The 20,722-nt window shown below is 74.2% G+C and carries 21 protein-coding genes; 12 read left to right on the top strand and 9 right to left on the bottom strand.

Annotation, left to right across the window (positions count from 1 at the left end; translation table 11 throughout):
- The coding region (locus BM237_RS23545) for a biotin carboxylase N-terminal domain-containing protein (RefSeq protein ID WP_281253955.1) at positions 1-648 on the bottom strand (648 nt) is incomplete at its 3' end.
- A gap of 150 nt (positions 649-798) precedes the next feature.
- Positions 799-1,584: a response regulator transcription factor gene (locus tag BM237_RS23540; protein ID WP_093851717.1), complete on the bottom strand. Its 786-nt coding sequence runs from the start codon at positions 1,582-1,584 to the stop codon at positions 799-801.
- A gap of 413 nt (positions 1,585-1,997) precedes the next feature.
- On the opposite strand from BM237_RS23540, the gene BM237_RS23535 reads away from it, so the two are divergent.
- From BM237_RS23535 to BM237_RS23520, 4 genes are all read left to right on the top strand, one after another.
- Positions 1,998-2,729 (top strand): ScbR family autoregulator-binding transcription factor, encoded by a 732-nt coding sequence (locus tag BM237_RS23535; RefSeq protein ID WP_093851716.1) that lies wholly within the window; start codon positions 1,998-2,000, stop codon positions 2,727-2,729.
- Between the two features lie 186 nt (positions 2,730-2,915).
- Complete coding sequence (locus BM237_RS23530) at positions 2,916-4,073, top strand: sensor histidine kinase (protein ID WP_093851715.1); 1,158 nt, start codon at positions 2,916-2,918, stop codon at positions 4,071-4,073.
- Between the two features lie 119 nt (positions 4,074-4,192).
- Positions 4,193-4,852: a ScbR family autoregulator-binding transcription factor gene (locus BM237_RS23525; RefSeq protein WP_245793976.1), complete on the top strand. Its 660-nt coding sequence runs from the start codon at positions 4,193-4,195 to the stop codon at positions 4,850-4,852.
- Positions 4,853-5,055: 203 nt separating this feature from the next.
- On the top strand, positions 5,056-6,009 hold the full coding sequence (locus tag BM237_RS23520) for a ScbA/BarX family gamma-butyrolactone biosynthesis protein (protein WP_245793974.1): 954 nt from the start codon (positions 5,056-5,058) through the stop codon (positions 6,007-6,009).
- A gap of 109 nt (positions 6,010-6,118) precedes the next feature.
- On the opposite strand, the gene BM237_RS23515 is transcribed toward BM237_RS23520, so the two are convergent.
- The 3 genes from BM237_RS23515 to BM237_RS23505 all read right to left on the bottom strand — a co-directional run bounded on the left by BM237_RS23515 (position 6,119) and on the right by BM237_RS23505 (position 10,379).
- Positions 6,119-7,099 (bottom strand): NAD-dependent epimerase/dehydratase family protein, encoded by a 981-nt coding sequence (locus BM237_RS23515; RefSeq protein WP_245793973.1) that lies wholly within the window; start codon positions 7,097-7,099, stop codon positions 6,119-6,121.
- A 165-nt stretch (positions 7,100-7,264) separates the two neighbouring features.
- Positions 7,265-8,824, bottom strand: coding sequence for an alpha/beta fold hydrolase (locus BM237_RS23510; protein ID WP_093851712.1), 1,560 nt, complete (start codon positions 8,822-8,824; stop codon positions 7,265-7,267).
- 37 nt (positions 8,825-8,861) lie between these two features.
- On the bottom strand, positions 8,862-10,379 hold the full coding sequence (locus BM237_RS23505) for an MFS transporter (RefSeq protein WP_093851711.1): 1,518 nt from the start codon (positions 10,377-10,379) through the stop codon (positions 8,862-8,864).
- Positions 10,380-10,588: 209 nt separating this feature from the next.
- On the opposite strand from BM237_RS23505, the gene BM237_RS23500 reads away from it, so the two are divergent.
- The 4 genes from BM237_RS23500 to BM237_RS23485 all read left to right on the top strand — a co-directional run bounded on the left by BM237_RS23500 (position 10,589) and on the right by BM237_RS23485 (position 13,777).
- The gene (locus tag BM237_RS23500) at positions 10,589-10,912 is read left to right on the top strand and encodes a 2Fe-2S iron-sulfur cluster-binding protein (protein ID WP_093851710.1); all 324 of its coding nucleotides are present in this window, start codon (positions 10,589-10,591) and stop codon (positions 10,910-10,912) included.
- The gene (locus tag BM237_RS23495) at positions 10,912-12,288 is read left to right on the top strand and encodes an NAD(P)/FAD-dependent oxidoreductase (RefSeq protein WP_093851709.1); all 1,377 of its coding nucleotides are present in this window, start codon (positions 10,912-10,914) and stop codon (positions 12,286-12,288) included. The genes BM237_RS23500 and BM237_RS23495 overlap by 1 nt, the downstream gene beginning before the upstream one ends.
- Positions 12,281-12,832, top strand: coding sequence for a hypothetical protein (locus tag BM237_RS23490; RefSeq protein WP_093851708.1), 552 nt, complete (start codon positions 12,281-12,283; stop codon positions 12,830-12,832). The genes BM237_RS23495 and BM237_RS23490 overlap by 8 nt, the downstream gene beginning before the upstream one ends.
- 177 nt (positions 12,833-13,009) lie before the next feature.
- Positions 13,010-13,777: a VOC family protein gene (locus tag BM237_RS23485; protein ID WP_093851707.1), complete on the top strand. Its 768-nt coding sequence runs from the start codon at positions 13,010-13,012 to the stop codon at positions 13,775-13,777.
- Positions 13,778-13,883: 106 nt separating this feature from the next.
- On the opposite strand, the gene BM237_RS23480 is transcribed toward BM237_RS23485, so the two are convergent.
- The 3 genes from BM237_RS23480 to BM237_RS23470 form a co-directional block, all read right to left on the bottom strand.
- Positions 13,884-15,218, bottom strand: a complete 1,335-nt coding sequence (locus BM237_RS23480) for a cytochrome P450 (RefSeq protein ID WP_217655915.1) — start codon at positions 15,216-15,218, stop codon at positions 13,884-13,886.
- A gap of 115 nt (positions 15,219-15,333) precedes the next feature.
- A complete protein-coding gene (locus tag BM237_RS23475) occupies positions 15,334-16,512 on the bottom strand; it encodes an acyl-CoA dehydrogenase family protein (RefSeq protein WP_093851706.1) in 1,179 nt (392 codons plus the stop codon).
- Positions 16,513-16,669: 157 nt separating this feature from the next.
- Entirely contained in the window at positions 16,670-17,137 is a 468-nt protein-coding gene (locus BM237_RS23470) for an SRPBCC family protein (protein WP_093851705.1), read from the bottom strand.
- A 210-nt stretch (positions 17,138-17,347) separates the two neighbouring features.
- On the opposite strand from BM237_RS23470, the gene BM237_RS23465 reads away from it, so the two are divergent.
- The 4 genes from BM237_RS23465 (at position 17,348) to BM237_RS30360 (ending at position 19,961) form a co-directional block, all read left to right on the top strand.
- Positions 17,348-18,145, top strand: coding sequence for an SDR family NAD(P)-dependent oxidoreductase (locus BM237_RS23465; RefSeq protein WP_093851704.1), 798 nt, complete (start codon positions 17,348-17,350; stop codon positions 18,143-18,145).
- 107 nt (positions 18,146-18,252) lie between these two features.
- On the top strand, positions 18,253-18,771 hold the full coding sequence (locus tag BM237_RS23460) for a flavin reductase family protein (protein ID WP_093851703.1): 519 nt from the start codon (positions 18,253-18,255) through the stop codon (positions 18,769-18,771).
- A gap of 42 nt (positions 18,772-18,813) precedes the next feature.
- Positions 18,814-19,803, top strand: a complete 990-nt coding sequence (locus BM237_RS23455; RefSeq protein WP_093851702.1) for an MBL fold metallo-hydrolase — start codon at positions 18,814-18,816, stop codon at positions 19,801-19,803.
- Between the two features lie 35 nt (positions 19,804-19,838).
- Positions 19,839-19,961, top strand: coding sequence for a hypothetical protein (locus BM237_RS30360; RefSeq protein ID WP_277622935.1), 123 nt, complete (start codon positions 19,839-19,841; stop codon positions 19,959-19,961).
- 157 nt (positions 19,962-20,118) lie between these two features.
- Here the strand turns inward: BM237_RS30360 and BM237_RS23450 are convergent, their stop codons facing one another.
- Positions 20,119-20,577, bottom strand: a complete 459-nt coding sequence (locus BM237_RS23450; RefSeq protein WP_093851701.1) for a nuclear transport factor 2 family protein — start codon at positions 20,575-20,577, stop codon at positions 20,119-20,121.
- Positions 20,578-20,722: the final 145 nt, after the last annotated feature.

Genomic DNA, 20,722 nt, shown 5'->3' with positions numbered 1-20,722 from the left:
GGTGTCGGCCAGGCACTGGGTCTCCACGTGCCGGGGCCGGTCCAGGTAGCGTTCCACGAAGCACTCGCCGCGGCCGAAGGCGGCCACCGCCTCGCGGACGGCGGAGTCGTACAGCTCGGGGACCTCCTGAAGGGTGCGGGCGACCTTCAGGCCGCGGCCGCCGCCGCCGAAGGCGGCCTTGATGGCGATGGGCAGGCCGTGTTCGGTGGCGAAGGCGACGACCTCGTCCGCGCCGGCCACCGGGTCGGGGGTGCCGGCCACCAGGGGGGCGCCGGCGCGCTGGGCGATGTGGCGGGCGGCGACCTTGTCGCCCAGGTCGCGGATGGCCTGCGGCGGGGGGCCGATCCAGGTCAGTCCGGCGTCGAGGACGGCCTGGGCGAAGTCGGCGTTCTCCGACAGGAAGCCGTAGCCGGGGTGGACCGCGTCGGCGCCGGAGTCGGCGGCGGCCTTGAGGACCTTGGCCATGTCCAGGTAGCTGGTGGCGGGGGTGTCACCGCCGAGCGCGAAGGCCTCGTCCGCCGCCCGCACGTGGAGCGCGTCCCGGTCCGGGTCGGCGTAGACGGCCACGCTCGCGATCCCGGCGTCCCGGCAGGCCCGGGCGACCCGGACAGCGATTTCACCGCGATTGGCGATGAGCACCTTGCGCACGATGAGTTCTCCTTCGTCCTCGTCCGGAATGCTGCTTCCCGCGCGCCTCGCGGAGTGGACGCGCCGGTGTCGGACGCCCCGGGCCGGGGTCGTCCGTCGGGCTTCCCGGACGGGCGGCCCGCCGGGGCCGGTGGTCCGGGCGAACGGCCGTCAGGGGTGGCCCAGCCGGAACCCGACCCCGCGGACCGTGATGATCCAGCTGCTGGAACCGAGCTTGTTGCGCAGACTGCTGACGTGCGTGTCGATGGTGCGGCCCGGCCGGGACCACGAGTCGTCCCACACCTGGGCCATCAGCTGCCGCCGGGAGACGACGCTGTTGGGGCGCGAGGCGAGCATCCGCAGGAGCCCGAACTCCTTGCGGGTCAGCTCGACGGGCTTCCCGTCGAGCCGGACCTCCCAGTTGTCCAGGTCGATACGGAGCGGCCCCCGGACGATGATCCGCTCCTGCGGTTCCCGGGGCCTGACTCTGCGCATGATCGCCTGGATCCGGGCGAGCAGCTCCCGGAAGCCGTAGGGCTTGGACATGTAGTCGTCCGCGCCGGCCTGCAGTCCCAGCACCCTGTCGAGTTCGGTGTCCCGCGCCGTGATGGCGATGACCGGCGTCTCGCAGGAGGAGCGGATGCTCCGGCACACCTCCAGACCGTCGAGGTCCGGCAGGTCGAGGTCGAGCAGAACCAGGTCGGCACTGTGATGGGCGTGCAGGGCCTTGGCCCCGGTGGCCACGCTGTCCGCCAGGTAGCCGTGTCTCCGCAGCCCCTGCACCAGGGACTGGGCGGCTCGCGGTTCACTCTCCACCACAAGCACCCGCAGCGCCTCCCGGTCGGTGCGGACGGGTGCCCCGGCCTGCGGTGCGCCCGCCGAGGGTGACAGCGGCTGCGCTTCTCGATCTTCCCCGGTTATCCCGGGGTCCAGGGATTCGATGGTCTGCAGTGTCATCTGCTGCTCCTGCTCGAGGCGGTTGGCGCATCACGAGTGGACCGTCGCGCCGGACATTACAAACCGGGTCGCTGGTTTGTCAACTTCCCCTCAAGTCCCGCACCGCCTCCGCGCGAGCGCCGGACCTCCCCGACGGGACCCTACCGACCTTCCGTCGCCGCAGGTCACAGGCGAAGCTGAGGGGAATGAGGCCTTCCGGCATATCCGGGGAGCCATTACCGCAGGCCAGAGCACACGGGTCCGCACAGGGAAGGGACCGGCCGTTTTCACGTGAGTGACTGGCATGTAAACCATCCAGTTGGTTTTATTGTTGCCATGATGGAGCCTCCAACTTCCCCCGCTCGGGTGCTCCCCGTCCCCGTCCTCCGCCACGGGCGGTCGGCACGACGCCCTCACCTCCCCCGGAGGTGCTCGTGACCAGACAGGAACGGGCCGTACGCACCCGCCACGCGCTCATCCGGTCCGCGGCCGAGCTGTTCGAGCGGCACGGTTACGTCCAGGCCCGCCTGACCGAGATCAGCTCGGGCGCGGGCGTGAGCCCCGGCGCCCTGCACTTCCACTTCGAGAACAAGGCCGCCGTGGCCGACGCCGTCGAGCACGCGGCGTCGCGGGCCCTCCACCGGGCCTCCCGGCACGTCCTGGGGTCCGGCGCCAGCGCCCTGCAGCAACTCACCGATCACACCCACGTCTTCGCCAGGATGATCCGCGAGGACGTGGTGGTGCGCGCCGGCTACCGGCTCAACCGCGACCCCGCCCGGCCCTCCGGACCCGACCTGCGCCAGGAGTGGCACTCCTGCGTCCACGGCATCCTGGCCCGGGCGGCCGACGAGGGCGCCCTGCGGGGGGCCGCGTCCCGCCAGGCCGTGGCCGCCACGGTCGTCGCCGCGACCACCGGGCTGGAATCCCTCGGGAAGAGGAACGAGCGGTGGCTGTCGCGCGGCGGGCTCACCCGCTTCTGGGAGGTGATGCTCCCGGCCATCGCGGCCCCGCACGCCCTGGAGTCGGTGGACCCCGCGGGGACGGAGTCCGTGGTGGCCTCCGCCGCACCTCCTCCCGCGTATCCCCCGGCCTCTCCCCCCGCCCCTCCTCCCGCGCTTCCGGCCTGGAAGGGGAGCGACGGACAGGCGGCCGAAAACCTTCCTTGACAAACAGGGAGCCCGGTTTGTTAGCTTCCACATGTCCTGCTTCTCGGGCGAACGCGAGAGGCGGTGGCCGCTCCGTCCGCCACCGCACCGGTGCGTGACGGCCCGCGGCACAGTCGATCGGGGGACGACGTGAGGACTGACGCTCCATTCGGAAGCGGCTCCGGGACAGACCTTCTGGAGGCCCTGGTGGGCCGCGGCTTCGCCGCCGCCCTGCAGGACGGCCTCAGCAGGTCCTTCCCTCCGGCGCCGGCGGCGGTCGGCAGGACCGCGCCGCCGGCGCCGGACCGCCCGCGCCCCGGCGGACGGCCCGGCGCGGCGCCCCGGGGCCCCCTGCTGCTGCCCGGTGAGACACGGGCGATCCTGCGCCGCTTCGAGGAACGGCTGCCCGTCCTGCTCGGCTCCCCGGGAACCGGCGACCCGCTCGCCCTGCGCCCCGCCCTGATCGCCCACGCCCGGCGGCTGCTCGGCGACGCGGCGGGGACCCCCGGCACCGGAGGGCCCCCCACCGGCGAGGACCGCACCGGGCCGGTGCACTCCGGAACGGACCGCACCGGCCCGGAGGTCCGCCGCCCCGCCCTGGACCGGGGGCTGGCCGCCGACGCGGGCGTCCTGCTGGTCGAGTGCGCGCTGCTGCACGTCATGGCGGTCTCGGCAGCCGAGGACGCACTGCCTCGCGCGGCCGCGCTCGTCGGCGCGCTGGGCCGGTCGCTGCGGGATCGGCCGGCGGCGTCCGGACGGCCGTCCGGAGGGGATCACGACGAGCCGTGGCGCGAGTGCCGCCGGGCCGCCCGCACCCTGCACGACGAGGTCGGCACCCAGCTCTCCGTGGCACTGCACCGGCTGGAACTGCACACCTCGCGGGCCGAGGACCCCGAAGGGCACCTGGCCACCGCCGGGGACTGCCTGCGCTCGGCGCTCGGCCGCACCCGGGAGCTCGTGACCGGCCTGGCCGAGGCGAGCGACGTACCACCGCTGGAGGAGGCGGTGCGCTCCTTCGCCGCGCAGGCCTCACCGGGCACGGAGGTCCGCGTCACCGCCCGCATGACCGGTGACGAGCAGGGCCTGCCGCAGGCCCTGCGGCGCGAACTCCTCCTCGCCGTGCGGCAGTGCCTGCACGAGGGCATCCGCCGTGCCCGGTCCACCCGGATCGCGGTCGTCGGCAGGGTGACCCGCCGCTGGGTCCACATCAGCGTCCGGGGCGACGGGGAGGGCACGCCCGGCCTGCGCACCGTCTCCGACCGGATCGAGGACCTCGGCGGCCGGGTGGCCTTCGACAGCGCGCCCGGCCGGGGCACGCGGATCGACATCCACCTGCCCCTGGGCGTCAGGGGCGGCCGCCCCTGACGGCGCCCGCGCGGGCTTCCGGCCGCCGCCCGGTGCCGCCACCCCGGCGGAAACATACCGGACGGTCTATACTTGACCGCGTACGGCGAACAGAGTCTCACCAGAGGACGGATGCCCATATGGCCAGACAGGACCGTGCCCTCCGGACACGCCGAGCGATCCTGGAGGCCGCCGCGTCCGTCTTCGAGGAGAAGGGATACGACGCCGCGAAGCTGACGGAGATCCTCGAACGCGCGCATGTCACCAAGGGCGCCCTGTACTTCCATTTCGCCTCCAAGGAGGAGCTGGCGCAGGCCGTCCTGGACGTGCAGACCAGGGAGGGCACGGTCTCGCTGGCCCAGCCGAGCAAGGCACAGGAGTTCGTCGACCTCGGGATGGTCTTCGCCTACCGCCTCACCACCGACCCCCTGCTGCGGGGCAGCATCAGGCTCGCCCTCGACCAGGGAGCCGGGCACGTGCCGTACCGCAGCCGCCCCTACCAGGAGTGGATGGAGATCTGCGTCGGCACGCTGCGGGAGGCGCGGTTGAACGGCGAACTCCTGTCGCACGTCGACCCGGTGGAGAGCGGCGAGCTGTTCGTCGGCGCCTACACCGGCATCAACCTGGTGGCGCAGATACTGGGCCGCCGCGACTCCCTGGAGAACTCCGCCGCGGCCCTCTACCGCCATCTCATGCCGAGCATCACGCTGCCGGCCGTCCTGTCCACGCTCGACCTCCGCCCGGAGCGGGGACGGGACGTGTGGCGACAGGCCAATGGAATGATCACTTCCGGAATCTGATCCCCCAATGTCAGCGATTCACCAAGATTTGACAAAGAACTCCTTAGAAAAAAACCGAGCACCAGGTATCTTTCCCTCGAAGCACGACACAGCAAGACGCCCGCCCATCCGGTCGTAAGCAGTGCTTGGGGGATCTCATGATCGATGCCTTCGTCGCCGGTTCCGCCGGTCCCGCCGGCTCCGCCGGTTCCGGTGCACCTTTCGTGCCCGCCGTTCCTCGCCCCCGCCTCCCCGGGGGGCTGACCACGACGGTCCCCCGGGAGTACGTCCACCGGGCCGCACTGGCCGAGGTCTTCCTGACCGGCTGGTCACCGCTCGACGGCGACCGCTGCACCGTGACCGCCCAGTGGCCCCGGGGGCACAGCTTCTTCGCGCCGGTCCCCGGGGACCGCGGACGCCACTACGACTCCATGCTGATGGCCGAGACGATCCGCCAGGCCGGAACGCTGATGTCGCACGCCTGCTTCGGCGTGCCCCTCGGCCACCCCTTCCTGATGTGGAACCTCAACTTCTCGGTCCTGCCCGGCAGTCTCGCGATCGGGGGGTCCCCCGCGGACCTCCGGCTGGACATCACCTGCTCGGACGTCAGCCACCGCGGAAACCGGCTGGCCGGAATGCGGTACACCGCCACCGTCCGGGTCGACGGCGAGGTCGTGGCCACCGGCGGGGCCCGTTTCACCTGCGTCTCCCCGGCCGTCTACCGCAGACTGCGCGCCGGCCGCACGCAGGTGTCCCGTCCCCCGGCCCCCGGCCTTCCCGTCACCCCCGGCCTCGTGGGCCGCTCCTCGCCCTTCGACGTCGTCCTCTCCCCCACCGGCGAGCCGGGGCGCTGGTCGCTGAGGAACGATCTCAGCCACCCCGTCCTCTTCGACCACCCGGTGGACCACGTGCCCGGCATGGTCCTGCTGGAGGCCGCCCGCCAGGCGGTCCACGCGCTCGACGGCACGGGGCGTCCGCTGCTGCTCACCAGCCTGGACAGCACCTTCGAGAAGTACGTGGAATTCGACCGGCCGTGCTGGATCGAGGCCGAGCCCGTGCCGTCGGCCCCCGGCATCCCCGGCGACACGGTCCGCGTCACCGCGCACCAGGACGGTGAGGCGGTCTTCACCACCACGGTCACGGCCATGTCGCGCGTGCCGGCCCTTCAGCCCGCCTGACCGGCCCCTCCCGGAGGCACCGCCCCGCACGCGGTCCCGGCCGGTCCGGCCGGCCCCCTGCCGGAGGGGCCGGCCGGACCGGCCGTGCAGCGCTCGTCGCGGTGCCTGTTCAGCGGCCGTCCCGGTCCGCCCGCCGTCCGGCGAGCAGGCCGCGGTACCAGGGCGCGGCCTCCTCCAGCCGCGCCAGCGGTCCCGGGCCGGCGGGGCAGCCCGCGACCCGCCAGACCTCGTCGCTGCGGTACCAGTGGTCGAGCCCCAGCAGGGCGAACCGGCGTTCGTCCACCGTGCCCGGTGTCTCCCGCAGCCGCCGCAGGCAGTCCTCCCAGGGCAGGTCCTCGAAGACCCCGGGCAGCACGCCCAGCGACGCCAGGCGGTCCATGAGGTCGCGCAGGCGCACCGGCCGCGGGTGGCCGGCGTGGTACACACCGGCCGGCGGCTCCCCGGGCGAGCACGCCAGGGCGGTCACCAGCCGGGCCAGGTCGCCGGCGTCCACCATCGACACCAGCGCGGCGCCGCCGTCCCAGCGGGCCGGCACGCGCTCCAGCAGTTCGGCGAGGGCCGGCACCACCCACCGGTCGCCCGCCCCGAGCACGAGGTTGGGGCGGAGCACGACACCGCCCGCCGCGAGGGCGGGCTCCTCCCCGGCCAGCCGGGTGACGCTCGCGGCGGACACCGGGGCGGGTTCGGTCTCGCCCACGCCGATGCCCCGGTGCGGGCCCGGCCCGTAGACCGCGGCGGTGGACAGGTGGACGATCCTCCTCACCCCGGCCTCGCGCGCCTCCTCCACGAGGGCCGCGGTGCCGCGCACGTTGACCGCCGCGCACTCCGCCTCGCTCCCGGTGATCCGCGAGGCGAGGTGGACCAGTACGTCCTGCCCGCGGGCCGCGCCCCGCAGCGAGGAGGGATCGCCCAGATCCGCCCGCGTCCACGAGAGCCCGGGGACGTCCGGCGCGCCGGACGGCACGGTGCGGCCCAGGGCCCGCACGGAGGCCGCCGGCCCGTCGGCCGTTCCCTCCCCCAGCAGCGTGCGCAGCACCCTGGAGCCGATGAACCCCGTCGCTCCGGTCAGCAGGATCCGCGGCCGGCTCACCGGACGGTCCCCCTTGCGGCCCTCCGGGCCCTCCCGCCGGGCCGCGCCCATCCGCGCGGCCCGGCTACCGGACCGCGCGAACACGGGTACGGATACGGGTACTTCACGGTCGGTCCCCCTCTCCCTCCGAGAACGGAGCCCCACCGTAGCGCCGCCCCGGGCGGGTCAGACGCCCGCCGGGACGCCCGGCGGAACGTCCGCCGGGGCATCCGCCGGGACGTCCGGGCGGGAGACCGTGCCCGGGCAGGTGGTGCCCGGGGGCGGGAGGACGCCGTCGGTCAGATAGCGCTCGACATGGGCGTCGACGCCGGGGTTGCCGGCCAGGGCGTAGACCTCGTGGTCGCCGGAGTCCTCCACGGTGAGCAGGGTGTGGCCGAGCAGCCCGGCCATGGCGACGCCGCCCTCGTAGTGATCCAGCGGATCGCCGTCGGCCTGGACGACCAGGCCCGCCGGGTAGCCGTCGCGCGTGATGCGGGTGGGCTCCTCCGGTGCCGTGAAGGTGCGGAACGCGCCGACCCACGGCTGGGCGCGCAGCACGCCGTAGCCGTAGGGGAACCGCTCGCGGAAGTCGCGCATGTCCTGGTGGTAGACCTCCAGGTCGGCGGGCCAGGCGTGTTCCAGGGTGATGGCCTCCAGAACGCCGACGCGCAGGTCGCCCTCGCTGTCCTCGGGCCGCCAGGTGCCCTGTTCGGCCAGGAGCTCGTGGCAGCGGTCCAGGTCGCCGGCGGCGGTCGCCTCCCGCAGTCCCGCCACCAGCAGGCCCAGTTCCTCCCATCTGCTCCGGTCGGTCGCGCGGTTGCCCACCGCGCCGTCGAGGAGGGTGCGCAACCGCGGTGTGTCGCACTGCTCGTCCAGGCGCGCGACGACCTCCTCCACCACGGCGAGCACCTGCTCGGGTCCGGTGCCCAGGCCGAAGTGACCGTCGCGCTCGCCGGTCCACCCGGCCCACCGGTCGACGTTGCGCCGGACGGCGTCGCCCTGCCACAGGAACTGCTCGCGCCAGGTCCACCCGGGGTGGACGCAGGAGTCGAGCACGCTGCGGTCCAGGCGGTCGGGGAACATGCTGCCGAAGACGGCGCCGACGTACGCGCCGTAGGCGTAGCCCACGAAGCTGATCCGCTCCTCGCCGAGGACGGCGCGGATGACGTCCATGTCGCGGGCGGTGTTGCGGGTGCTGATGTGGCGGCGCAGTTCGCCGCCGGCCCGCTCGCAGGCCAGCTCGCGCAGCCGCATGTCCTCGGCCAGGGCCTCGAACGCGGAGTCCGGGGGCCGGGAGTCGAAGGGGGCGGCGGGGACGGTGACCTCGGCGTACAGGCGGGTGGAGTCCCCGGTGCCGCGCGGGTCGAAGCCGATGAGGTCGTAGACCTCGTGGACGGGGCCGCCCTCGTACTTGCCCGGCAGCTCGCGGCCCAGGCCCCAGTCCCCGCCGGGCCCGCCGTTGACGGCCAGCAGGACGCCGCGGCGGCGGGCGGGGTCGGTGGCCCGGCGGCGGCTGAGGGCGATGGTGACGCGCTCACCCTCCGGGTCGGCGTAGTCGCGGGGGACCTCGATGGTCGCGTACTCCACCCGGGCCCCGGTGCCGCTCCCCCCGCTCCCCTCGCCGGTGCCTTCGGGGTCCTCGGGTCCGTCGGTGCCGCCGGGCGTGCGGACCGTCCACTGCGGCCGCTGGGAACCGAACGCGCGCAGCGCGTCGGCGCCCGCCGTTACGGGCGGATTGGTCGCCATCGGAAACCTCCGTTCTCGTCAGGGCGCCAGCGTCCCGTCACCGTCTCGAAGACGGCTGGAGCGCCCTTGGACCGGAGTGCCCTTGGACCGGAGTCCCCCGGCCCGGTACGGCGAGGGCGGCCAGCAGTCCCGCGGCGGTGAACAGCGCGGCGCCGGTCAGGGCCAGTCCGTAGCCGGAGGCGAGCGCGTCCTCCAGGGCCGCCCCGCCGGCGAGTTCGCGGTCCGCGCGGGCGGTGGAGAGGGCGGCCAGGGTCACCAGGCCGGCCGCGCTGCCGAGCTGGCGGGTGGTGTTCAGCAGGCCCGAGGCCAGTCCGGCGTCGCGGGCGGGCACCCCGGCGGTGGCGGCGTTCGTCGTCGCGTTGAGGACGGCGCCCATGCCGAAGCCCAGCAGCAGGGCGGGGCCGAGGACGTCGGCCGTGTAGGCGGAGCCGGCGTCCACCCCCGACAGCCACAGCAGCCCGGCGCACGACAGCGACAGCCCGCCCAGCAGCACCGGCCGGGGGCCGGTGCGGGGCACCGTCCAGGCGATGCCCCAGCCGCCGAGGGCGATGCCCAGGGACATCGGCAGATAGCTCAGCCCGGTGCGCAGCGGGCTGTAGCCGAGCACCTGCTGGAGGACCAGGGTGAAGAAGTAGAAGGTGCTGAAGAGGGCCGCGATACCGAAGAAGGCGACGAGGTTGGCGGCGGTCAGCGACCGGTTGCGGAAGACGCCGAGCGGCACCAGGGGGTGCCGGGCGAACCGGGCCTGGTGGAGCACGAACAGGCCCAGCAGGGCCGCGCCTGCCGCCGTCGTCCCCCAGACCCGCGGTGAGTCCCAGCCGTGGGCGCCGGAGGCGGCGACGCCGTGGACGGTGGCCATCAGGCCGCAGGTGACGGCCAGCGCGCCCGGCAGGTCCAGGCCCTTCCTTCCGCCCGGCCCGTCCCGCCGCGCCCCGGTCCCGGGGACGGCCCAGTACACGGCGGCCAGCAGCAGCAGGCCCAGGGGCACGTTGATCAGCAGTACCCAGCGCCAGGAGAACCACTGGGTGACCACGCCTCCGACCAGCACCCCGGCCGCCCCGGCGACTCCGGAGACAGCGCTCCACATCCCGAACGCCCTGGCGCGGGCGGCGGGTTCGGTGAACGTGGTGCCCAGCACCGTGAGGGTGGCCGGGGCCATGACGGCCGCGCCCAGTCCCTGGAAGGCGCGGGCGAGCACGAGCGTGACCGGGTCGTCCGCCGCCCCGCCGACACTGCTGGCCAGTGTGAACAGGGTGACGCCGAAGAGGAAGACGCGGCGCTGGCCGAACAGGTCGGCGAGCCGGCCGCCGAGCAGCAGGAAGCCGCAGACGGCGATGGTGTAGGCGTTGTTGACCCACTGCAGGGTGTGTCTCTCGAAGCCCAGTTCCTCCGCGATGACGGGCAGGGCCACGTTCACCACCGAGGCGTCGAGCACGTTCATGAACTGTCCCAGGCAGCAGGCGAACAGCACGAGGCCGAGCCGTCCGCCCCTCCCGCCGTCCGCTCTGGTGTCCCTGCCGGTGGTGCCCGATGCGCGCGGTGTCCAGGTGGTCATGCGGCGACGCTGCGGCGGCGGGGTGGACGGCCGGTAGCGGCCCGGTCGAGCCCGTCCGTGCGCCCGGTCCCCGGCCGCACCGTGCTCCGGCCCCGCCTCCGTCGTGCTCCAGAAGCGCTCCAGCGCGCTCCCAGTGCGCCCCCAGACACCGCTGCCACCGTTCGCTGCCTACCGATGTGCGGCCGGCCGATTTCGCCGAGGAGAGCGCCATGGCCAAGATCACCTACAAGCATCCCAACGGCACCGAGACCATCGTCGACGTGGCGGCGCCCAACACGGTCATGCGCGGCGCCAAGATCAACAACATCGACGGCATCGAGGCCCAGTGCGGCGGCTCCGCCCAGTGCGGAACCTGCCACGTCTACGTCGACGAGGCCAACACGCTGCCGCTGCCGGAGATCCACGAGTCCGAGGACGAGGTGCTGTACGGCACCGCCTGTCCCCGCCGCGACAACAGCCGCCTCAGCTGCCAGCTCCCGGTCTCCGAGGAGATCGACGGCCTGGTGGTGCACCTGCCGGAGGCGCAGAGCTGATGGCCGGGGCGACGGAGGAAACGGCGCGGGGCACGGCGGGAGGAACCGCCGGGGAGCCCGGCGCGCCGGACGTGGTCGTCGTCGGCGCGGGCCAGGGCGGCGTGGAGACCGTCGCGGCGCTGCGCGCCCGCGGCTTCTCCGGCCGCATCACACTGGTCGCGGAGGAGACCGCGCTGCCCTACCAGCGTCCGCCGCTGTCGAAGGGCTATCTGCTGGGGACGGTGGACCGGGCCGGCCTCGAACTGCGGCCCGACGACTTCTTCTCCGCCCTCGACATCGATCTGGTCCGCGGCGACCGGGCGGCCGGGATCGACCGGGACCGCAGGACCGTGGAGCTGGACTCCGGCCGTGAACTGCCCTACGGGCGCCTGGTTCTGGCGACCGGCTCGCGGCCGCGCCGCCTGCCCGTGGCCGGGGCGGACCTGGAGGGCGTGCGGACCCTGCGCTCCCTGGCCGACGCCGACGCGCTGCGCCACCGGCTCACCGGTGGCCGGGAGCTGGACGTGGTGGTGGTCGGCGCGGGCTTCCTGGGCCTGGAGCTGGCCGCCACCGCCCGCACGCTCGGCCACCGGGTCACGGTCGTCGAGGCGGCCGCGCGGGTCATGTCCCGGGCGGTCACCGGGGCCGTCTCGGAACACGTCGCGGCCGAGCACCGCGGGCAGGGCGTCCGCGTCCTGACGCGCCGCGAGGTGGTGGCGCTGCACGGCGGCACCGGCTCCGAGGACCCCGGGCACGTACGGGTGGTGGAGCTGGACGGCGGCGAGCGCCTGGCGGCCGATCTGGTCGTGGCCGGCATCGGCGCACTGCCCAACGTCGAACTCGCCACCGCCGCCGGACTGCTGGTGGGCGACGGCGTCATCGTCGACCCGCGGCTGCGCACCAGCGATCCGGACGTGTACGCCGTCGGCGACTGCGCCCGCTTCCCCAGTCCGTGGACCGGGCGGCACATCCGCCTGGAGTCGGTGCAGAACGCCTCCGACCAGGCCCGCCGCGTGGCGGCCGACATCCTGGGCGAGACCGGGCCGTACACCGCGGTCCCGTGGTTCTGGTCGGAGCAGTACGGGCTGCGGCTCCAGATGGCCGGGCTCACCGCGGGCCACGACGAGGCGGTGGTCGCCGGCGACCCGGCCGCCGGGCGTTTCTCGGTGTTCTGCTTCCGCGCCGGGCGCCTGACCGGCGTGGAGTCCGTCAACCGGCCCGCCGACCACGGCATCTCGCGCCGCCTCCTCGCCTCGGGCACGGACCTGACGCCGCAGGACGTCGCCCGCCCCGGCTTCGATCTCAGGGCCCGCGCACAGCAGCGGCCCTCACCACCGGCACAGCACGCACAGCACGCACAGCACGCACAGCACGCAGAGAGGCCAGTCCATGCCTGACACAGCGACCATCCCGCCCGCCACCGCCGCCCACTCCGCCTCCGGCACGCGACGACGCGTCCCGCCGCGCGTACTCGCCGTCTGGTTCGCGGTCCTGACGGTGTTCGCCGGCCTGCTGGTCACGGCCGCCGACTCCGACCAGGCCCGGGCGCACGGCCGGGGCCCGGCGATCACCGGCGCCTGGGAGGTGGCCGTCACCGTCGGCACCGGCCCGGACGCCACCACCGCCGTCTCGCGCTTCGTCTTCCACGACGACCGCACCGTGACGACCGACGGCACGCCCGACGAGAACGGTGTGCCGCAGTACCCGGGCACCGGCTACTGGACGGCCCGCGGCAAGAGCGCCTTCTCCTTCTACGTGACCCACCCCGGTCCCTCGGAGCCCGCCGAGGGCGTCTTCCCCGGCACCGTGCACGCCGTCCACCTGGGCAGGCTGTCGGGCAACGCCTTCGCCACGACCGCCACCGCCTTCACCGTGCTGGAGCAGGACGGCACCGTCTTCGGCCCCGTCACGGTCTCGGCGCGGGGCACCCGGCTCGGCTGAGCCCGCCGTCCCGCGCCCGTCCGCACCCCGCGCACCGCGCACCGCCCGTGCCCGGCTCCCCGCGAGCCGGGCACGGGCGCTTCTCGTCCGCCGCTCGAGCGCCCGCGGATAGCGTCCGGACGACCGCAGGACGTGCCGTGCACGACGAGGACACGACGTGATGGAGAGGAGCGGGACGTGACCGCTTTCGAGGCAGGGTTCCCCTGCTGGGTGGACGCGACGGTGCCCGACCTGGAGGCGGCGAAGCGCTTCTACGGCGAGCTGTTCGGCTGGACGTACCACGACACCGGCCACGGTGCCTCCGTGGTGGCGCTGCGCGACGGCAAGACCGTGGGGGCGCTGGCCGCGGACCCGGAGGGCGCCTCGGGCGCGTGGAACCTGTACTTCGCCTCGGCGGACGCGGCCGGCGCCGCGGACCGGATCGGGGAGGCCGGCGGCCGGGTCGTCGCCGGGCCGTCGGTGGTGCCCGGCATGGGCACCAGCCTGCTGGCCACCGACCCGGGCGGCACGGTCTTCGGCCTGTGGCAGGCGGACGGCCACGCGGGCTTCGACCTCCACGGCGCGCCCGGCTCGTTCTTCTGGCCCGAGGTCTACACGCGCGACAAGGAGCGCGTCGACCCCTTCTACGAGACCGTCCTGGGCTATCAGGGTCAGCAGGTCTCGGAGGGCACGGAGTTCGACTTCAAGCTCTTCTCGCTGCCCGGCAGCCCGCAGCCGGTCGCGGCCCGCCTCCAGATGGGGCCGTACCAGCCCGCCGACCTCCCGGCGCACATGCTGGTGTACTTCTCCGTCGAGGACTGCGACAAGGCCGCGGAGACGGTCCACTCCCTGGGCGGGGAGGTCCGGCGCGAGCCCATGGACAGCCCGTTCGGCCGTTCCGCCCTGCTCTCGGACGACCAGGGCGCGCGCTTCGCCGTGATGGGCCCGGTGGCCGACGCCGGCTGACGCGGCTCCCGTGCGGCGATTCGACGGAGCCGGGCCCGGACGCTGATCCCAGCGTCCGGGCCCGGCTCCGTCACGTCCGCGGTGGCCGCCGTGCGGCCGCGGGGGCTCACTCCCCCCAGGTGACCGGCAGGGAGGTGAGGGTGTGGTTGATCTCGCCGGTGTGCCAGGGCAGTTCCTCCTCGGGCACGGCGAGCCGCAGGCCGGGGAAGCGGCGCACCAGTCCCTCGATCGCGATCTCCATCTCCATCCGGCCCAGGTGCTTGCCCAGGCAGTGGTGGACGCCGTGGCCGAAGGAGATGTGCGGGTTGTGGGAGCGGGCCAGGTCGAGCCGGTCGGGGTCGGCGAAGACGGCCTCGTCGCGGTTGGCCGACGCCAGCGCCAGCAGCACCGCGTCCCCCTTGGCGATCGTCACCCCGCCGACCTCGACGTCGGCGGCGGCGATGCGCGGGAAACCGGTGGTGTCGGTGGCGAACAGATTGACGTGGCGCAGCAGTTCGTCGACCGCCACGGGGATGCGCCCGGGGTCCTCGGCCAGCCACAGCCACTGCTCGCGGTGGTGCGCCAGCAGGGCCAGCACGGAGTTGGCGAGCTGGTTGGCGGTGGTGTCGAAGCCGGCGCCGATCAGGGTGAAGCCGAAGGTGACCAGCTCCTCCTCGCTGAGCCGGTCGCCGTCGTCGCGGGCCGTGATCAGTTCGGAGAGCATGTCGTCGGCCGGGTCCGCCCGCTTGTCGGCGATCAGCCCGACGATGTACTCGCTCAGCTTGGCCAGGCCGTTGAGCGACTCCTCGCCGCCGGCGCGGTCGTCGACGGTGGCGAACGCGCGGGCCCACTTCTCGAAGTCGCGCAGGTCCTTCGACGGCACGCCCAGCAGTTCGCCGATGACGGTCAGCGGCAGCGGCAGCGCCAGCTGCTGGACCAGATCGACCGTGCCGCCCTTGGCCAGCATGTCGTCGAGCAGTTCGTCGGCGACGCGCTGGACGCCGTCCCGCATCCGCTGGACGCGGCGCAGGGTGAACGCGCCGGCCACCAGCTTGCGGAGCCTGGAGTGCTCGGGCGAGTCCAGCGAGATGATCATCTCGGGGGTGGTGTGCATCGTCCCGCCGATGCGCGGCGCGCCCGGCCCGCAGGCCAGGGCGCGGCTGAGCCGGGGGTCGGCCGACAGCTCGCGCACGTCCTCGTAGCGGGTGACCAGCCAGGCGTCCACGCCTCCGGCGGTGTGGACCTTCACCACCGGCTGCTCGGTGCGCAGCTTCGCGTAGCGCGGGTCGGGGCCCCGGTACGACGATCCGGGGAAGGGGTAGGTCTCCATCCCCCCGTGGGCGACCGGGCAGCCGGCCGCGGCCGAGGCGGAGGCCTCGGCCCCGGCGGCGGACTCCGCGAGGGGGCCGGCGAGAGGGTCGGCGAGGGGTTCGGCGGGGGATTCGACGGGTGAGACGGACAAGGTGGCACCTCCGTGGGAGCGGGCGGGAGACCGCGCCGGCGGGCGCGGGCGGGTGTGGCGGAGCGCGCGACGGCGGGGCCGCGGAGGCTCCGCCCCCGCACGGGCCCCGCCCGTCTCACTCCTCCTCGGGGCCGAGCAGGACGGCCGAGTAGTTCTTGCGGGCGGCGGTGTCGTACTGGAGCGCGACATGGCTGGTCGCCGAGGTGATGTCCCGCCAGAACCGCTGCAGCGGGCGGCCCTCGTCCAGTCCGCCGGTGCCGGCGGCGCGGATCAGCAGGGTGACGGCCTCGTTGACGATCTCCGCGGCGAACGTGGCGTTCCGCTCGTTGCGGGCCATCAGCGCGGGGGTGAACGCCCGCTCGTCGATGACCTCGGCGTTCTGCTCCACCAGGTGCCGGGCGGCGTCGATGCGGCCGGAGGCGCGCACCACCTTGATCTCATTGGACGGGTTGCGCCGGCGCCCGGTGACGGTCGCCGCGCACGCCTCCAGCGCCCCGGCCGCCGCCCCGACCACGGGGGCGATGAACGTCAGACCGCCCACCGCCTGGAAGGGCACGTTGTGGGAGGGCAGGTGCGAGCCGGCGTTGCGGCCGGTGAGCATGTCGGTGCGGTCGAAGGACAGGTGCGCGGGCACGAACGCGTCCTCGACCACCACGGTGTGGCTGCCGGTGGCCCGCATCCCGACGCTGTCCCAGCTCTCCACGACCGTGTAGTCACCGGCGGGCAGCGCGAAGAAGCGCATCCTCGGCGGGCCCTCGCCGCCGGCCACCGCGGCGCACACCAGCGCCCAGTCGGCGAAGTCGACTCCGCTGACGTAGCTCCACCGGCCGCCCAGCCGCCAGCCGCCCTCGGTGGGGGTGGCCCGGCCGGCCGGCATCAGGGCGGTGGCGATGACGGTGTCGGGCGTGGCGCCCCACAGGGCGCGGTGGCCCTCCTCGGGCAGGTGCGAGGCGAAGCGGGCCGAGTAGGCGCTCAGCGAGGCGCACCAGGCGGTGGCCGCGCACCCCTCGCCGACCGTCATCACGGCACGGGTCAGCTCGGCGAACGACCCCTCGGAGCCGCCCCACCGGGAGGACACGAAGTGGCGGGCGAAGCCGGACTCCCGCAGCGCCGCCACGACCTCGGGCGTCAGCGCACGGGAGGTGTCGGCCACGGCCGCGTCCCGGGCCGCGAGGATCCGCAGCTTCTCCGCGGCCACCGCCAGTCCGGCGTCCGACAGTGTGTCCGGCGGTACGTCCGACAGTGCGTCCGGCGTTACGTCCGGCAGGGTGTCCGGCAGTGTGTCGGCAGGCATCCTGGTGACCTCCTGTGGTGAAGGGCCTTCGTTGGCCGGGCCAGCTTGCGCACCCCGCCTCGAAGGCCGCTGCACCGTCACTGGACCCCGGCCCGGGCCCGGCGCGCACCGCCCGTCACCGCCGGACGGGCGCGCCCGGAGCGCCCGGAACCCGCGGTCAGAACAGCTTTCCGAAGCGCTCCAGGGTCTCGCCCGGGCTCGGGCCGTCCAGCGCCTGGAAGATGCGCCGCGCGCCCTCGCCGTGCTTGTGCAGCTTCACATGGGCCAGCTCCACCTTCGTGGTGCCCGCGTCGACCGGCGTGAAGTCGACCTCGATCTCGCTGGCGCGCTCGTCGTCGGTGATGGACTGCCAGTTGCCGTCGATCCGCCAGGTCATCACCAGCCGACGCGGCGGGTCCCACTCCAGGACGCGGCCCCAGGCGATCTCGTTGCCCTCCACGTCCCACTCGTAGTAGCGGCCGCCGACGCGCGGCTCGAAGGCGAGGCCGGCGCGCTCCTTCTTCAGCAGGACGTGGGACGGGGGCCACCAGTCGGCGGGGCGCCCGGTGAAGACCTTGAAGCTCTCCTCGGCCGTGGCCGCCACGGTCACCGACTTCCGCACGTCCGGGATCGTCTGCTCGGGCATGGGCTCCTCCTCGCTCCTGGGACGGCGCCTGGGGTGGCGCCTGGTCGCGCACAACGGACGGGCCCACCCTCACGGGCGGTGCTCGACCGGGTGTCGAGCACCGCTGGAACCCTTCCCTCCCGGGAGGTCTCCAGGAGGAGTCGAGAGACCCGCAAGGTGCGCCGGTCACGGTCGTCGTCACCCAAGCCCCTACGGATACGGGAGAGCACGATGACAGACGCGGGGACAGGCACGGGACGCCGGGTCGCTTTCGTCACCGGCGCCACCAGCGGCATCGGACTCGCCGTGACCGAGCTGCTGGCCCGGCAGGGCGTCGCGGTGTTCGGCGTGGCGCGTGCCGAGGAGAGCGTGAAGGCCGTGGTGAAGCGGCTGCGCGCGGAGGGTCTGGAGGTGTCCGGCACGGTCTGCGACGTCTCCTCGACCGAGCAGGTGCGCCAGGCGGTGACCGCGGCGGTGGCCGAGTACGGCCGTGTCGACATCCTGGTCAACAACGCCGGCCGGGGCGGCGGCGGCGTCACCGCCGAGATGCCCGACGACCTCTGGCTGGACGTGATCGACACCAATCTCAACGGCACCTTCCGCGTCACCCGCGAGGTGCTGAGCACCGGCCGGATGCGCGAGGGGGACTGGGGCCGGATCATCAACATCGCCTCCACCGGAGGCAAGCAGGGCGTGGAGCTCGCCGCGCCGTACTCCGCCTCCAAGCACGGGGTCATCGGCTTCACCAAGGCCGCCGGCAAGGAGCTGGCGAAGACCGGCATCACCGTGAACGCCGTCTGCCCCGGCTACGTCGAGACCCCCATGGCCCAGCGCGTGCGCCAGGGCTACGCGGGCCACTGGGGCGTGACGGAGGAGGACGTCCTGGAGAAGTTCCAGGCGAAGATCCCGCTGGGCCGCTACTCCACCCCGGAGGAGGTCGCCGGCCTGGTCGGCTACCTGGCCTCCGACATCGCCGCCTCCATCACCGCGCAGGCGCTCAACGTCTGCGGCGGTCTCGGCAACTACTGACCCGCCCACCCGCCGCGACCAGCCGGCCGGCCGACGACCGGCCGGCGGCCCCACCAGCCAACGACAGCGCGGACCGGGGACGGGCGCGCAGAGACGGAGCCGGGACCATGACCGACACGGGCACCACACTGCTTGCCGGGCCCGAGCCCGACATCAGCTCCTTCCGCACGGCGATGGGGTGCTTCCCCACCGGCGTCACGCTGCTGACCCAGGGCAGCGGGGACACCCTCTCCGTGATGACCCTCAACAGCCTGACCTCCGTGTCCCTCGACCCGATGCTGCTGCTGGTCTCGGTGAAGCGGGACGGCAGGATGCGGCCGCGGGTGGCGGCCGGCGGCGGCTTCGCCGTGAACGTACTGGCCGAGGAACACCGGCTGCTCTCGGGGGAGTTCGCCCGGCCGGACCGGCCCGTGGGCGAGGAGGCCATGCGGCGCATCGGCGCGGTGGAGGGGATCACGGGCAACGCTGTCGTCCCCTCGGCGTCGGCCTCCTTCGAGTGCCTGCTGCACGCCGAGCACGAGGCGGGCGACCATGTGCTGCTCGTCGGGCAGGTGGTGGCGCTGAGCTCCGAGCCCGGCGCCCGCCCCCTGCTGTTCCACCGGGGCCGGTACGCCTCGCTCCGCTGAGCGCCCCGGCACACGCCCCCTCGACACACGGACGGAGAACCGATGGCCACGCCCACGGCGGCGATCGGGAGCACCGCCTCCCCGATCACCGCCCACCCGACCGCAGCCTCCCCGATCACCGCCGCCCCCGCCTTGGAGGAGGTCGCCGACGGTGTCCACGCCTTCGTCCAGCCGCCGGGCGGCTGGTGCCTGAACAACGCGGGCCTGGTGACGGGCCGGCCCGGCGGCGAGGGTCCGCCCGTCCTGATCGACACCGCGGCCACCGAGTCCCGCGCCCGGCTGCTGCGCCGGGAGGCGGAACGGGTCGCCCCGGGCGGACCGGGCGTCGTCGTCAACACCCACTTCCACGGCGACCACACCTTCGGCAACAGCCTGTTCACACCAAGGGCGGTGGTCGTCGCGCACGAGGGCACCCGCGCCGACAGCGCCGAGGCGGGGCTGGGGCTGTGCGGGCTGTGGCCGGGGGTGGAGTGGGGCGAGATCCCGCTGACCCTGCCGACGCTGACCTTCCGCGACGGGCTCACCCTCCACGCCGGGGGCCTGCGCGTGGAGCTGCTGCACCTGGGCCCCGCGCACACCGCCGACGACACGGTGGCGTGGGTGCCCGAGCGCGGTGTGCTGTTCACCGGCGACCTGGTCTGGTCGGGGGTGACGCCGTTCGTGCTGATGGGTTCGGTGACCGGTTCGCTGCGGGCGCTGGAGCGGATGCGGGCCCTCGCCCCGCGCGTGGTGGTCCCCGGCCACGGGCCGGTGGGCGGACCGGAGCTGCTGGACGCCACCGAGGCGTATCTGCGATGGCTGCTGCGGATCGCGGAGGAGTCCGTGCGCGACGGGCTCCCCCCGCTGGAGGCGGCGCGCCGCGCGGACCTGGGCGGCTTCGCCCCACTGCTCGACCCCGAGCGCCTGGTCGGGAATCTGCACCGCGCCCGCGCGGAGCTGGAGGGGCTGCCGCCGGGGGCGCGGATGGACGTGGCCGGCCCCTTCGGGGAGATGGTCGCGTACCACGGAGGACTGCCGGACTGCCACGCCTGAGGCGGCGTGCCGGATCCGGTGGGGAGGAGATGAGGATGATCACCGATGCGCCGGAGCGTGAGCCCCTGAACCACGACTTCTGGGACATCCCCGTTCCCCTGCTGGCCGGAGAGGAGGAGGACGCATCCGAGCCGCACATCTGGCGGGGCATCGACTGACGGGCCCCGCGGAGCCCCGGAACGAAAACGAAAGGGTGCGCGAGCGGCGGCGGTGCGGGCGCCGCACGGCACCACGGCGGTGGCCCCCCGATGGGATTCGGGGGGCCACCGCCGTGGTGCCGTGTGCCGTACCGCGCGCCGCGCGGACCGGGGCGCCTCAGGAGGCGGGGAGCTCCACGGGGGTGTCGCGGTGGATGACCCGCGACCGCGTGAGCAGTTCGCCGTCGCGCCGCACCAGCACGTCGTCGACGGTGAAGGTCGGCTGGAAGGAGACCTTCCCCTCCCGGTCGGTCTGGGTGACGAGCGTGTAGTACGACACCCGCAGGGTGTCCTCGTCCGCGGGGTCGGTCTCGATCAGCAGGTGGTCGAACCAGTGCCGGACGGCGATGTCCCGGTAGCGCGGCAGGTTCGCCCGCATGCCCGCGACCATCCGCTCCCGGCCCTGCGCCCGCTCGCCGTTGGCGTGCACCACCACGCCGTCGTCGGTGAAGGTGTCCGCGAAACCCTCGATGTCCAGGGCGTCCACGCGGCGCATCTGCCGCGCGTAGAACGTCTGCACCTCCGCGTAGAGGTCCCCGGTGACCTTGCTCCTGACTGCCTGGACCGCCTGAGACACGGCGACTCCCTTCGATGACGGCCTGCGCCGCCGAAGGCCGGCGGCGCGATCGCCACCACGCTGCCGCGCCCGGCTTCAGCACCGCTGGAGACCGGCTCGTACGGAGCGGCTCACACGGGCCGGGCGGAAACCGGGGGGCCGCGCC

This window comes from Streptomyces mangrovi (assembly GCF_900114215.1).
Lineage (GTDB): Bacteria > Actinomycetota > Actinomycetes > Streptomycetales > Streptomycetaceae > Streptomyces > Streptomyces barkulensis.
The sequence above is the reverse complement of the archived record's forward strand: the minus strand, read 5'-3'. Positions and strand labels throughout refer to the sequence as shown.

Coding starts and splice junctions, on each gene's coding strand:
- BM237_RS23470 (WP_093851705.1), bottom strand. CDS start 17,137: ATGCCCGAGCAGACGATCCCGGACGTGCGGAAGTCGGTGACCGTGGCG.
- BM237_RS23460 (WP_093851703.1), top strand. CDS start 18,253: ATGACCGACACGGGCACCACACTGCTTGCCGGGCCCGAGCCCGACATC.
- BM237_RS23500 (WP_093851710.1), top strand. CDS start 10,589: ATGGCCAAGATCACCTACAAGCATCCCAACGGCACCGAGACCATCGTC.
- BM237_RS23505 (WP_093851711.1), bottom strand. CDS start 10,379: ATGACCACCTGGACACCGCGCGCATCGGGCACCACCGGCAGGGACACC.
- BM237_RS23495 (WP_093851709.1), top strand. CDS start 10,912: ATGGCCGGGGCGACGGAGGAAACGGCGCGGGGCACGGCGGGAGGAACC.
- BM237_RS23525 (WP_245793976.1), top strand. CDS start 4,193: ATGGCCAGACAGGACCGTGCCCTCCGGACACGCCGAGCGATCCTGGAG.
- BM237_RS23465 (WP_093851704.1), top strand. CDS start 17,348: ATGACAGACGCGGGGACAGGCACGGGACGCCGGGTCGCTTTCGTCACC.
- BM237_RS23540 (WP_093851717.1), bottom strand. CDS start 1,584: ATGACACTGCAGACCATCGAATCCCTGGACCCCGGGATAACCGGGGAA.
- BM237_RS23490 (WP_093851708.1), top strand. CDS start 12,281: ATGCCTGACACAGCGACCATCCCGCCCGCCACCGCCGCCCACTCCGCC.
- BM237_RS23455 (WP_093851702.1), top strand. CDS start 18,814: ATGGCCACGCCCACGGCGGCGATCGGGAGCACCGCCTCCCCGATCACC.
- BM237_RS30360 (WP_277622935.1), top strand. CDS start 19,839: ATGATCACCGATGCGCCGGAGCGTGAGCCCCTGAACCACGACTTCTGG.
- BM237_RS23475 (WP_093851706.1), bottom strand. CDS start 16,512: ATGCCTGCCGACACACTGCCGGACACCCTGCCGGACGTAACGCCGGAC.
- BM237_RS23510 (WP_093851712.1), bottom strand. CDS start 8,824: ATGGCGACCAATCCGCCCGTAACGGCGGGCGCCGACGCGCTGCGCGCG.